11 protein-coding genes are annotated in these 12,477 nt (G+C 64.8%); 8 read left to right on the forward strand and 3 right to left on the reverse strand.

Annotation, left to right across the window (positions count from 1 at the left end; all coding sequences use genetic code 11):
* The 3 genes from AACR77_RS04700 to AACR77_RS04710 all read right to left on the reverse strand — a co-directional run.
* Positions 1 to 1,326, reverse strand: a 1,326-nt coding sequence (locus tag AACR77_RS04700) for a helicase HerA-like domain-containing protein (RefSeq protein ID WP_052224780.1), incomplete at its 3' end; no start/stop codon positions are given.
* A gap of 115 nt (positions 1,327 to 1,441) precedes the next feature.
* Entirely contained in the window at positions 1,442 to 1,936 is a 495-nt protein-coding gene (locus AACR77_RS04705; protein ID WP_042880055.1) for a DUF2062 domain-containing protein, read from the reverse strand.
* Positions 1,930 to 2,448, reverse strand: coding sequence for a DUF2062 domain-containing protein (locus AACR77_RS04710; RefSeq protein WP_039040274.1), 519 nt, complete (start codon positions 2,446 to 2,448; stop codon positions 1,930 to 1,932). Before AACR77_RS04710 ends, AACR77_RS04705 begins: the two co-directional genes overlap by 7 nt.
* A 28-nt stretch (positions 2,449 to 2,476) precedes the next feature.
* Here AACR77_RS04710 and AACR77_RS04715 point away from each other — a divergent pair, with 28 nt between their 5' ends.
* From AACR77_RS04715 to pgsA, 8 genes are all read left to right on the forward strand, one after another.
* Positions 2,477 to 4,705 (forward strand): DNA internalization-related competence protein ComEC/Rec2, encoded by a 2,229-nt coding sequence (locus AACR77_RS04715; protein WP_193557375.1) that lies wholly within the window; start codon positions 2,477 to 2,479, stop codon positions 4,703 to 4,705.
* Between the two features lie 134 nt (positions 4,706 to 4,839).
* Positions 4,840 to 6,609, forward strand: a complete 1,770-nt coding sequence (msbA, locus tag AACR77_RS04720) for a lipid A ABC transporter ATP-binding protein/permease MsbA (RefSeq protein WP_039040276.1) — start codon at positions 4,840 to 4,842, stop codon at positions 6,607 to 6,609.
* Entirely contained in the window at positions 6,609 to 7,607 is a 999-nt protein-coding gene (gene lpxK / locus AACR77_RS04725; RefSeq protein WP_042880057.1) for a tetraacyldisaccharide 4'-kinase, read from the forward strand. Before msbA ends, lpxK begins: the two co-directional genes overlap by 1 nt.
* Before the next feature lie 111 nt (positions 7,608 to 7,718).
* Positions 7,719 to 7,916: a Trm112 family protein gene (locus tag AACR77_RS04730; RefSeq protein ID WP_010675233.1), complete on the forward strand. Its 198-nt coding sequence runs from the start codon at positions 7,719 to 7,721 to the stop codon at positions 7,914 to 7,916.
* On the forward strand, positions 7,913 to 8,674 hold the full coding sequence (gene kdsB / locus AACR77_RS04735) for a 3-deoxy-manno-octulosonate cytidylyltransferase (protein ID WP_042880059.1): 762 nt from the start codon (positions 7,913 to 7,915) through the stop codon (positions 8,672 to 8,674). Before AACR77_RS04730 ends, kdsB begins: the two co-directional genes overlap by 4 nt.
* Before the next feature lie 210 nt (positions 8,675 to 8,884).
* A complete protein-coding gene (gene uvrY / locus AACR77_RS04740; protein WP_010675231.1) occupies positions 8,885 to 9,529 on the forward strand; it encodes a UvrY/SirA/GacA family response regulator transcription factor in 645 nt (214 codons plus the stop codon).
* Positions 9,530 to 9,639: 110 nt separating this feature from the next.
* Positions 9,640 to 11,493, forward strand: a complete 1,854-nt coding sequence (gene uvrC, locus AACR77_RS04745) for an excinuclease ABC subunit UvrC (protein WP_042880061.1) — start codon at positions 9,640 to 9,642, stop codon at positions 11,491 to 11,493.
* A 213-nt stretch (positions 11,494 to 11,706) separates the two neighbouring features.
* The gene (pgsA, locus tag AACR77_RS04750) at positions 11,707 to 12,261 is read left to right on the forward strand and encodes a CDP-diacylglycerol--glycerol-3-phosphate 3-phosphatidyltransferase (RefSeq protein WP_010675229.1); all 555 of its coding nucleotides are present in this window, start codon (positions 11,707 to 11,709) and stop codon (positions 12,259 to 12,261) included.
* The last annotated feature ends 216 nt before the right edge of the window (positions 12,262 to 12,477 follow it).

Consider the following 12,477-nt stretch of genomic DNA (forward strand, 5'->3'; position numbering starts at 1 on the left):
ACCGCCGCCCTGGTCGGTTTGTGGGGAAGCAGTCTCGTCACCGGCGGCGGGCGATGCCTCCTGAAGCCGCTCGAACGCGGACTCCCTGTCCTCCTGGGTGTCGTATCTGCCGTAGAGCAATGAGCCCTGAATAAGCGCCTGACGCTCGGCCGCGCTCAGGGGGCCGATGCGGCTGGCCGGGGGCGCGATGAAGGCGCGCTCCACCACGCTGGGCCGCCCCTTCTCGTCGAGCAGGGAGATGAGCGCCTCCCCGACCCCCAGTTCAGTGATGGCTCCGGCGGCGTCGAAGGCCGGGTTGGCCCGCAGGGTGTTGGCGGCGATGCGTACCGCCTTCTGATCGCTCGGGGTGAAGGCGCGCAGGGCGTGTTGCACCCGGTTGCCAAGCTGCCCCAGCACGCTGTCGGGGATGTCGGCCGGGCTCTGGGTCACGAAATAGACGCCCACCCCTTTGGAGCGGATGAGGCGCACCACCAGCTCAATTTTCTCCAGCAGTGCCCTGGGCGCATCCTTGAACAGCAGGTGGGCCTCGTCGAAGAAGAACACCAGCACGGGCTTTTCCGGATCCCCTATCTCGGGCAACTGTTCGAACAGCTCGGAGAGCAGCCAGAGCAGGAAGCAGGCATAGAGGCGGCTGGACTGGGTGAGCTTGCCGGCGGCCAGCACATTGACATGGCCGTGGCCCGCCTCGTCGGTCTGCATCAGATCCTGGATGTCCAGCATGGGCTCGCCGAAGAAGTGATCGCCGCCCGCGCTCTCCAGGGTGAGGAGGTTGCGCAGGATGGCGCCGATGGAGGCGGTCGACACATTGCCGTAGCGGGTGGTGAGGGTCTTGGCGTGCTCTCCCGCAAACTGCACCATGGCCCGCAGGTCTTTCAGATCGAGCAGCAGCAACCCCTCGTCGTCCGCCACCTTGAACACCAGCTCCAGCACCCCGCTCTGGGTGTCGTTGAGGCCGAGCAGGCGTGCAAGCAGCAGGGGCCCCATGTCGGAGACGGTGGCCCGCACCGGGTGGCCCTCTTCGGCGAAGAGATCCCAGAACAGGGTGGGGCTGGCGGCAAAGTCGGGTGCCTGAAGGCCGAGCTGGGCCAGACGGGCATCCAGCTTGGCAGAGGGGGTGCCGGCGGCGCCCAGGCCGCTCAGATCCCCCTTCACGTCGGCCAGAAAGACCGGCACGCCGAGGCGGGAAAACCCCTCCGCCAGCACCTGCAGGGTGACTGTCTTGCCGGTGCCGGTGGCCCCGGTGATGAGGCCGTGGCGATTGGCCATGGCGGGGAGCAGGGAGAGGGGGTGGCCATTGGCATGGGCCAGCGTGAGCGGTTCGGCCATGGTGGGCTCCTTGTTTCGAATGGGGGTCGAAAAACAACGGGTTACAAGGAGTGTGGTGGCAGAGGCAGACGATGGCAAGGCACGCCGCCCGAGACAAGGACGGCGTGCTGGCAACCTAGCGGGGGCGGGTCAGCTTGCCCAGTTGTAACAGCAGCAGGGTGAGCAAGGCGCCGGCGGCGGCGCTCAGCACCGCCAGCAGCAGGCTGCCGAGCAGGAAGGGGGGCACCAGGGTGGCAGCCTCCTGCTCCAGCCAGTGCAGGGACCAGGTGAGATGGAAGGGGGCTGGCGTCTCGTTCAGCACCAGGCAACCGGTACGATAGGCGTAGAGGTACATGAAGGGGAGTGTCAGCGGGTTGTTGAACCAGACCGCCAAGAGGGCCAGCGGCAGGTTGAAGCTGAACGCCAGCACCAGGGCTACGGCCACCAGGGAGTGCATGGGCATGGGGATCCAGCTGGCGAACAGCCCGGCCGCCACGGCGCCACAGAGGGCCCGCGTTTCCCCTTGCCAGAGGGCGGGGGTCAGCAGTCGCTCGCCAAAGAGGGCGAACCACTTCTGTTGGCGCAGGGTATCGGGGTCAATCTTGAAGCGGGCCAACCAGCGATTCAGCATGGGCGCGCCACCTTGCGTTTTTGCCACTGGCGCACCGTGCTCAGGCGCCAGCCCGCGCGAACCAGGAGATAGCCGACGAGGGCGCTCAGCAGAGCAAGCACCAGGGAGCCCAGCAAGAGCGGCGGGGCCACCGTCTCGAACACCGACACCAGCCAGGCCCAGGTGAAGGTGATCTCGATGTGCTGGGAGGGTTGCCCCAGCAACTGGCAGCCCACCAGATAGGCGCCATAAAACAGCGGTGGCATGGTCAGGGGGTTGGAGAGCCAGACCAGGGCCACCGAGAGGGGCAGGTTGACCCGGCAGGCGATGGCGCCGCCAGCGGCCAGCAGCATCTGGCAGGGGAGGGGCACCCAGGCCATGAAGAGGCCGACCGCACAGGCACCGGCGGCGGAGCGCCGGTTGAGATGCCAGAGATTGGCGTCCAGCAGCAGCTTGCCAAAGAGTCGCAAGTGCTTGTGTTCCTTGAGGGTCGCCGGGTCGGGTAGCCAGCGCTGTATGATTCGTTTGGGCATGTTCTGAACCTTGCTAAATACTTGCTCCATGGATCTGCGTCTGTTGTCGTTTGCCCTGGGGGCAAGCTCCTCACTGCTTTGGCCATGGCTGCCTTCATGGGAATGGGGTGGCCTGATGCTGCTGCTCGCGCTCCCCCTCGCCGGTGGTCGTTGCTGGCGGCTGCTGTTTCTGCTGCTCGGCATCCTCTGGATGCAGGTGAATTTGCACTACCGGCTTGCCTGGCTGGATCAGCTTGGCAAAAAAACGAGCCACATCATAACCGCACACGTGCAAAGTACGGAGTCTTCGGGAGAGAAAGAGGGGGATAAATTTGCGCGCCTGCTGCTGCGCCTCGACACCCTGGACGATCGCCCCCTCATCGTGCCACCCCTGGTGCGGGTCAATGCCTATCAGGTGTTGCCGCCGTTGCCTGCCGGCAGCCGCGTCACCCTGGTGACCTCTCTCAAGCCGGCCCATGGCCTGGCCAACGAAGCGGGAATGGATGGACGGCGCCTGCTCCTTGGCAAGGGGATCACCGCCACCGGCAACCTGCGCCGGGTCATCGCCCTGGATGCCGTGCCCCCGGGTGTGCGCGATCGCTGGCTGGCGGCGGCGAGTCGCGCCTGGGAGGGGATGGCGCAGGCCCCCCTGCTGGCGGCCCTCACCTTCGGGGAACAGGGGGGGATCACGGATGCCCAGTGGGAACTCTTTCGCGGCAGCGGCCTGACCCACATCATCGCCATCTCGGGCCAGCATATCGCCCTGGTGGCGGTGCTCGGCTGGTGGCTCGGGCGGCTGTTCGGGCTGCGCGGGGCTATCTGCGTGTCACTCCTGTTCGCGGCCACCTACAGCTGGCTGGCGGGGTTTGCGGTGGCCACCGAGCGAGCCCTCATCATGGTGCTGGTGTGGAGCCTGCTGCGCTGGCTAAAGCGGGACTGGCCGAGCCACCGGATCTGGCTGTGGGCCTTCGTGGTGCTGACATTGTGGGACCCTTTCGCCCTCTATTCGGCGGGGTTCTGGCTCTCTTTTCTGGCGGTGGCACTGCTGTTGCTGGCGAGCCTGTTGCACGATCGCCCCGGCCTGGTGCGGCTGCAACTTCTGCTGCTGCTCGGCTTGCTGCCCCTGCAACTGCTGCTGTTCGAGGGGATGGCGCCCCTGGCGTTTCTGCTCAATCTGCTGGCACTGCCGCTGTTCTGCCTTGTCATCATTCCCCTGGCGCTCATCGGCGTGCTGGTGGCGCCCCTCTCCACGTTGCTGGCCCACGGCCTGCTCTGGGTCTCCGCCTTCGGCCTGGAGTGGGTGCTGTGGGGGCTCACGCAGCTGGCGGATCGCCTGCAGCTCTGGTGGCCGGTGCCCGGCTGGCTGATGCCCGCCAGCGCCCTGCTGATCCTGCTGTGGACGGGATGGCACCTGCCGGGAGGGCGCGCCCTGGGGGGGCCGGTGGCGGCGGCCCTGCTGCTCGCCCTCTGGCCTGCTCCCGCTTCCTGGCAAGTGCGGGTGCTGGACGTGGGGCAGGGGCTATCGGTGCTCGTCACCCGGGGGGATCGGGCCATCCTGTTTGATACCGGGGATCGCTACCCAGGGGGCTACAACATGGCGGATGCGGCCATCCTGCCCCTGCTCAACCGGCTCGGCGTCCGGGTGATCGACACCCTGATCATCAGCCACAGAGACAGGGATCACGCGGGCAACCGGCAGGCTCTGCTGCAGAGCATGGCGGTGCGCCGGGAGCTCTCATCCTTTCCCTTTACACCGGCTACCCAGGCCTGCCGCCGAGGTCAGCAGTGGCATTGGCAGGGACTGGATGTGCGGGTGCTCTGGCCCCTGGCAGCCGGGGCGGGGCGCAACAACGACAGTTGCGTGGTGCAGCTGGACGACGGGCGTCATCGGCTGCTGCTGAGCGGTGACATCGAGCGGCAGGCGGAGCGCCGCCTGCTGGCACTGGCGCTGGAGGAGGGTGAGGGCGCGGGGCTGGCCAGCACCCTGCTGGTGAGCCCGCATCATGGCAGTCGCACCTCCTCCACGGCTCCCTTCGTGGCGGCGGTGAAACCTGCCTTCGTGGTGCACAGCGCAGGCTTCATGAACCAGTGGGGCTTTCCCCGCCCCGAGGTGGTGGCGCGATACCAGGGAGCGAGGCAGTGGGTCACGGGGGAGGCGGGCGCCATCCTGATCGAGCCGGGGGACGCGGGGCTCAGGATCCGGGCCGAGCGGGAGCAGGGGCCCTGGTACCGGCGTGGCGGCCCCTGGTGGCAGCCGCAGGTATGGGGAAGGGAGTGAGGATCCAATGAGCCAGCCCGGCAAGGGGCGGCCTTCATTTGTGACCCGGGTTGTAGCCATCGCGCCAGCGGCGCTTGGTGTAGCTCCAAGGTTTGGCTAGAATAGCCCGTCATTTCCCTTATTAACGGCTATTCATGCAACAAGAAACCTCACAAGAGAGCTGGACCGTCTTCAAGCGCCTGCTCGGTTATGTCCGGGATCGCAAGCTGGGTCTGGTGGGCGGCATCATTGGCATGCTGGGTTACGCGGCCGTGGATACCACCTTCGTCTACTCCATCAAACCGCTCATCGATCAGGGGCTCAACGGCAACGACAGCAGCGTGCTCAAGTGGATGCCCTTCTTCGTCCTCGGCATCGTGGCTCTGCGCGGCTGCGCCGCCTTCCTCTCCAACTACTGCATGGCCTGGGTCGGCAACCACGTGGTGATGCGCCTGCAGCAGCAGGTGTTCAGCCACCTGATGGCCATGCCCATGAGCTTCTTCGACCGCCAGAACACCGGCAACCTGCTCTCCAAGGTGACCTATGACGCCGGTCAGGTGTCGTCCGCCGCGAGCTCGACCCTGGTCTCCCTGGTGCGGGAAGGGGCCACTGTCATCGGTCTGCTGGGCCTGATGTTCTGGCACTCCTGGCAGTTGTCGGTGATCTTCCTGGTGGTGGGGCCCCTGGTCGGGATCCTCATCAGCATCATCAGCCGACGTTTTCGCAAGATAAGCCGCCACATCCAGCAGGCGGTGGGTGACATCACCACCTCCACCGAGCAGATGCTCAAGGGGCACAAAGAGGTGCTGATGTTCGGGGGCCAGGAGGTGGAGGACAAGCGCTTCTACCAGGTGAGCAACCGGATGCGCCAGCAGACCATGAAGATGGTCGCCGCCGACGCCATCGGCAGCCCCATCGTCCAGATGGTGGCCTCCGTGGCCCTTGCGGTCTTCCTCTATGTCGCCACCATCGACAGCGTCAAGGCGACCCTGACTGCGGGCACCTTCACCGTCATGGTCACCTCCATGATGATGCTGCTCAAGCCGCTGAAAAGCCTGACCGACGTGAACAACCAGTTCCAGCGCGGCATCACCGCCTGCCAGAGCCTGTTCGGTCTGCTGGACTCCACTCCGGAGCAGGACACCGGCACCCGCACCCTGGAACGTGCCCGAGGTGAAATCGAGTTTCGCAACGTCACCTTCACCTACCCGACCAAGGAGACACCGGCGCTGCGCAACATCAGCTTCAAGGTGGAGGCGGGCAAATCGGTGGCCCTGGTGGGTCGTTCCGGTTCCGGCAAGAGCACCATCGCGAGCCTCCTGACCCGCTTCTATGACATCGAAGAGGGGGAGATTCTGCTGGATGGCGTCAACATCCGCGAATACCGCCTGAGCGAGCTGCGCAAGCAGTACGCCCTGGTCTCCCAGCACGTGCACCTCTTCAACGACTCCGTGGCCAACAACATCGCCTACGCGGCAGAAGAGAAGTACAGCCGCGACGAGATCCAGCAGGCGGCCCGCATCGCCCATGCGGACGACTTCGTCAGCAAGATGCCGGAAGGTTATGACACCGTCATCGGCGAGAACGGCGCCTCCCTCTCCGGCGGCCAGCGCCAGCGCATCGCCATCGCCCGCGCCCTGCTGCGGGACTCCCCGGTGCTGTTGCTGGACGAAGCCACCTCGGCCCTGGACACCGAGTCCGAGCGCCACATCCAGGCGGCCATCGACGAGCTGTGCAAGGCGCGCACTTCCCTCGTGATCGCCCACCGCCTCTCCACCATCGAGAAGGCGGACGAGATCCTGGTGATCGACGAAGGACACATCGTCGAGCGCGGCAACCACCAAACCCTGATGGACATGCATGGTACTTATGCCCAGCTGCGGGCCATTCAGTTTGGTAATACTGCCACGGGTAACCAGGGCTGATGCTGGCCAGACTCTGGTACGGGAACAGCCTCTGGCGCTGGGGGCTGGCCCCCTTCGCCCTGCTGTTTGCCCTGATCAGCGGCGTCCGCCGTCTGGGGTATCGCCGGGGCTGGTTCAGCGCCTATCGGGCTACCCTGCCGGTGGTGGTGGTGGGCAATCTCTCGGTGGGGGGCAACGGCAAGACCCCGGTGGTGGTCTGGCTGGTGGAACAACTCCAGGCCCGGGGCTGGCGCCCAGGCGTGGTCAGCCGCGGCTATGGCGGCAAGGCGCCCCATTACCCCTATCGACTGGATGAGAGCAGCACCCCGGCCGAGGCCGGGGATGAGCCCGTGCTCATCGCAAGACGCTGCGGCTGCCCCGTGGCGGTGGCCCCCAGACGGGCCGATGCGGTGCGGTTGCTGGAGCAAAGCGGTGAGGTGGACATCATCGTGACCGACGACGGCCTGCAGCACTATGCCCTGGCCCGTGACATCGAACTGGTGGTGGTGGACGGTGCGCGCCGCTTTGGCAATGGCTGTCTGCTGCCCATGGGGCCGCTGCGCGAGCCCACGACCCGCCTCAAGCGGGTGGACGCCATCATCTGCAACGGCGGCGACCCCGCCCGTGGCGAGTACGCCATGCGCCTGGTGCCGGATACCCTGCGCCGGGTGTGCGACGATGCGCCTCTCACGGCCCCCCTCTCGGGGCCGGTGGATGCCCTGGCGGGCATCGGTCATCCCCCCCGTTTCTTCGCCACCCTGACCGCCCTTGGTTACGAGCTGGTGCAGAGCGTCGGCTACGGGGATCACCAGGCGTTCGACGCCGCCGAGCTGCTGGCCCGCTTCGGCCAGCGCCCCTTGCTGATGACCGAGAAGGATGCGGTCAAGTGCCGCCCCTTCGCTCCGGACAACTGGTGGTATCTGCCGGTGAGCGCCGAGCTGCCCGATGCCCTGGGGGAGGCGCTGCTGCGCACCCTGGGCCCGCAGCCCGGAAGAGGGGACGGGCACCAGGCGCCCTGACGGGCGCCACCGGATTGGAACAGATGGCCAGCGCCCGGACTCGGGGGCTGGCCCTGCACATTGACATGCCAGGCAAGATCGCCTGTGGGAAATTGTTAAAGGAGTTTCGTTGTGGCACTGGATATTAAACTGCTCGACATCATCGCCTGCCCGGTCTGCAAGGGGAAACTGCACTATCAAGCGCACGCCGAGGGCCCTCAGGAGCTCATCTGCCGCTTCGACAGACTGGCCTATCCCCTGGAGGAGGGGATCCCGGTGCTGCTGGAGAACCGGGCCCGTCACCTGGCGCTGGAAGAGCTGAAGCCATGAGTTTCGTCGTCGTCATTCCTGCCCGTTACGCCTCCACCCGGCTGCCGGGCAAGCCGCTGGCCGACATTCACGGCAAGCCCATGGTGCAGCACGTGGTGGAGAAGGCCCTGCAATCGGGCGCCGATCGGGTGATCGTCGCCACCGATGACGAGCGGGTGCAGCAGGCTCTGGCTCCCTTTGCCGCCGCTGCCGGGTTCGAGGTGTGCATGACCTCACCGGATCACCAGTCCGGCACCGAGCGTCTGGCCGAGGTGTGCCGTCACTACGGCTTTGCCGCCGACACCATCATCGTCAACGTGCAGGGGGACGAGCCCCTCATTCCCCCCATCATCATCCGCCAGGTGGCGGACAACCTGGCCGCGGCCAGCGCGCCGATGGCGACGCTGTCGGTGCCGATCAGGGATGCCGAAGAGGCGTTCAATCCCAATGCCGTCAAGGTGGTGACCGACCGGGAGGGGTATGCCCTCTATTTCAGTCGCGCCAGCATCCCCTGGGATCGGGACCGCTTTGCCCAGAGCCGCGAGCAGATTGGCGATCACTACCAACGCCACATCGGCATCTACGCCTATCGCGCCGGCTTCATCCAGCGTTACGTGGACTGGGCACCGAGCGTGCTCGAGCAGGTCGAAGCCCTGGAGCAGCTACGGGTGCTCTGGTACGGGGAGAAGATCCACGTGGCCCAGGCGCTGCAAGCCCCGCCGGTGGGGGTGGACACCCAGGCCGATCTCGACAAGGTGCGAGCGCTGCTGGCCGGTTGAGGCTGGCGGAACGGCTTTGATGCAACACGGCGCCCCAGGGCGCCGTTTTTTAATTGATTCTTTGTATAATAATTTGATTTAAAACGGATTTTACGAGCAATTTCAAACTTTTCCCGCCCATGGTTTGCCAAATCATCGAGTTTGGTTATGATGCAAGACGCCGTGTTAACCCTAACTGGCATATAACGAGATAAAAAACGGGGTGTTTGGGTGATTAATGTATTCCTGGTCGATGATCATGAGTTGGTGCGTACAGGGATAAGACGCATTTTGGAAGACGTCCGCGGGATCAAGGTGGTGGGCGAGGCGCAGAGCGGGGAAACCGCGGTGGCCTTCTGTCGGCAACATCACCCCGATGTGATCCTGATGGACATGAACATGCCGGGCATCGGCGGCTTGGAAGCGACCCGCAAGATCCTGCGGATCCGCCCCGATGTACGCATCATAGTGCTGACCATTCATTCAGAAAATCCGTTCCCTACCAAGGTGATGCAGGCGGGCGCCGCCGGGTACCTCACCAAGGGGGCCGCGCCGGACGAGATGATCCACGCCATTCGCCTGGTTCACTCCGGTCAGCGCTACATCTCCCCGGAGATCGCCCAGCAGATGGCCCTGAGCCAGTTCGCCTCCGCCGACGAGAACCCCTTCAAGTCCCTCTCCGAGCGGGAGCTGCAGATCATGATGATGATCACCAAGGGGCAGAAGGTGACCGACATCTCCGAGCAGCTCAACCTGAGCCCGAAGACGGTCAACAGCTACCGCTACCGCCTGTTCAGCAAGCTGGGGATCAACGGCGACGTGGAGCTGACCCATCTGGCCATTCGTTATGGCATGCTGGATGCCGACACCCTGTAACGGGGGCGTGTGGACACCAAAGGCGGCACCGGCCGCCTTTTGCTTTTTTCTGGCTGTGGGCAGTATGCTCTCCCCGTCTTTTTGCATTCATCCGTTGAGTCGAGTTGCCTATGACCCTCTCTCCCGAGCCCCATTTTGACAGCAAGGCGTTTCTGAGCGCCGTCACCCACCAGAGCGGTGTCTACCGCATGTACGACAGCGGCGGCACCGTCATCTACGTGGGCAAGGCCAAGGATCTCAAGAAACGGCTCGCCTCCTACTTTCGGACCAATGTCGACAGCATCAAGACCCGCACCCTGGTGCGCCAGATTGCCGATGTGCAGGTAACGGTCACCCATACCGAGACCGAGGCGCTGATCCTCGAGCACAACCTCATCAAGCAGTACCAGCCCCGCTACAACGTGCTGCTGCGGGATGACAAGTCCTACCCCTGGATCATCATCACCGACCATCGGCACCCGCGCATCGGCGTCCATCGCGGCGCCCGCAAGGTGAAGGGGGAGTATTTCGGCCCTTACCCCTCCGGTGGCGCGGTACGCGAGAGCCTGCACCTGATGCAGAAGATCTTCCCGGTGCGCCAGTGCGAGGATGCGGTCTATGCCAACCGTACCCGCCCCTGCCTGCTCTACCAGCTCAAGCGCTGCGCCGGCCCCTGCGTGGCGGGGCTGGTGAGCGAGGCCGAGTATGCCCAGCAGGTGGCGCTGGCCAAGCTGTTCCTCGCGGGCAAGAACCAGCAGGTGATCGGCGAACTGGTGGGCAAGATGGAGTCCGCCAGCGGCGATCTGCGCTTCGAGGAGGCGGCCCGCTACCGGGATCAGATCCAGGCCCTGCGCCGGGTCACCGAGCAGCAGTCGGTGAGCGGCAACGTGCTGGACGAGCTCGACGTGGTGGGGGTGGCCTTCGAGCAGGGGACCGCCTGCATCCACGTGCTCTTCATCCGCCAGGGCAAGGTGCTGGGATCGCGCAGCTACTTCCCGAAAGTGCCGGCCGATACCCCGCTTGACGAGGTGGTGCAATCCTTCCTGCTGCAGTTCTATCTGTCGGGGCAGGGGGGACGGCAGATCCCGAGCGAGGTGCTGCTGGACGTGGCGCTGGAGGATGAGAGCGTCATCGCCGACACCCTGAGCCAGACCGCCGGCTACAAGGTGCGGGTGGTGAGCCGGACGCGCAGCGAACGGGCCCGCTTCATCAAGCTCGCCTCCATCAACGCCCAGACTGCGCTGCGCTCGCGCCTCGCCCACAAGAGCACCATCACCGCCCGTTACGATCAGCTGGAGGAGCTGCTGGAGCTCGAGACCCCCATCGCCCGCATGGAATGTTTCGATATCTCCCACACCATGGGGGAGCGCACCGTGGCCTCCTGCGTGGTGTTCAACCGGGAGGGGCCGCTCTCCTCGGAATACCGCCGCTTCAACATCGACGGTATCACCGGCGGGGATGACTACGCCGCCATGGAGCAGGCGCTGGAGCGCCGCTTTGGCAAGCAGCAGGAGCCGGACAAGGTGCCGGATGTGTTGTTCATCGACGGCGGTCTCGGCCAGTTGCGCCGCGCGGAGGAGATCCTGGCGCGCCAGCTGGAGTTTCTCGGCGGCAAATACCCGCTGCTGGTGGGCATCGCCAAGGGGGTGACCCGCAAGGCGGGGCTGGAGACCCTGATCCTGGGGGACAGCCACGAAGAGCTGCATTTGCCGGCGGACATGCCCGCCTTGCACCTCATCCAGCACATTCGCGACGAATCCCACCGCTTTGCCATCACGGGCCACCGGGCCAGGCGCGCCAAGGCCCGCACCACCAGTACCCTGGAAGAGATTCCCGGGGTGGGGCCGAAACGGCGGCAGGCGCTGCTCAAATACCTGGGTGGCTTGCAGGAGGTGAAAAAAGCCGGGGTGGACGAGCTCGCCAAGGTGCCCGGCATCAGCCAGGAGCTGGCCCAGTCCATTCACGACGCATTGCACTCGCTCTAGCGCTGCCTTTGGTGTGAAGGAGGTCACGCCAGGGGGCATCAGGGCGTGCTGCCTGCGCACAAGAGCCGTGACGCAGGGGGCTCCCAAATGCCATAATGACCGGCATCCTGAGGTTATTGATGGATTAATGGACCAAGGCGGGCGCCAGTTCGGTTGCATCCGCGATCGGCTTGGGGCTACCATGTAGCGGCATACAAGAAGTGGCTGAAAATAATGACAAATATTCCTAACCTGCTGACGTTCTTTCGGATTTTGCTCATCCCCGTCTTCGTCATCCTGTTCTACCTTCCCTATCAGTGGTCCTACATGGCGGCGGCCATCGTCTTTATCCTGGCGGCCGCAACCGACTGGTTTGACGGCTATCTTGCCCGCAAGCTGAACCAGTCCACCGCCTTTGGCGCCTTCCTCGATCCGGTGGCCGACAAGATCATGGTGGCGGCGGCCCTGGTGGTCATCGTCGAGCACTACAACACCGTCTGGGTCACCATCCCCGCCATGACCATGATTGGCCGGGAGATCATCATATCCGCCCTGCGTGAATGGATGGCCGAGCTTGGCAAGCGCTCCTCGGTGGCGGTCAGCTGGATTGGCAAATGGAAGACCATGATCCAGATGGTGTCGCTCACCGGTCTCATCTGGCAGTACGACATCTGGATGGTGTGGCTCGCCTATGTGCTGCTCTACGTGGCCACCGTGCTCACCTTCTGGTCCATGTTCCAGTACATGAAGGCCGCCTGGGGCGATCTCAGCTACCACTCCCGGTTCTAGCCCCGACGGGAAGATGGCCGTTTCTCTGCCACTGGCGCCGAGAAACGGCCATGAGCGCCAAAAGTGTGGGATAAGGGTAAAAAACACCCGAACGATCAGCGTATTAAATGTTTTTGGTTGACTGGGCGGGGAACATCGCTAGAATGCGTTCTCACAGTCAGGCAGTCAGCCAGACCGATGCGGGAATAGCTCAGTTGGTAGAGCACGACCTTGCCA

Source organism: Aeromonas sp. ZOR0002, assembly GCF_963866995.1.
GTDB classification, from domain to species: Bacteria; Pseudomonadota; Gammaproteobacteria; order Enterobacterales; family Aeromonadaceae; genus Aeromonas; species Aeromonas caviae.

Bases quoted from the DNA above. Each gene is read 5' to 3' on its own strand.
- msbA (WP_039040276.1), top strand. From the start codon at position 4,840: ATGCAACAAGAAACCTCACAAGAGAGCTGGACCGTCTTCAAGCGCCTG.
- AACR77_RS04705 (WP_042880055.1), bottom strand. From the start codon at position 1,936: ATGCTGAATCGCTGGTTGGCCCGCTTCAAGATTGACCCCGATACCCTG.
- AACR77_RS04715 (WP_193557375.1), top strand. From the start codon at position 2,477: ATGGATCTGCGTCTGTTGTCGTTTGCCCTGGGGGCAAGCTCCTCACTG.
- kdsB (WP_042880059.1), top strand. From the start codon at position 7,913: ATGAGTTTCGTCGTCGTCATTCCTGCCCGTTACGCCTCCACCCGGCTG.
- uvrC (WP_042880061.1), top strand. From the start codon at position 9,640: ATGACCCTCTCTCCCGAGCCCCATTTTGACAGCAAGGCGTTTCTGAGC.
- pgsA (WP_010675229.1), top strand. From the start codon at position 11,707: ATGACAAATATTCCTAACCTGCTGACGTTCTTTCGGATTTTGCTCATC.
- AACR77_RS04710 (WP_039040274.1), bottom strand. From the start codon at position 2,448: ATGCCCAAACGAATCATACAGCGCTGGCTACCCGACCCGGCGACCCTC.
- lpxK (WP_042880057.1), top strand. From the start codon at position 6,609: ATGCTGGCCAGACTCTGGTACGGGAACAGCCTCTGGCGCTGGGGGCTG.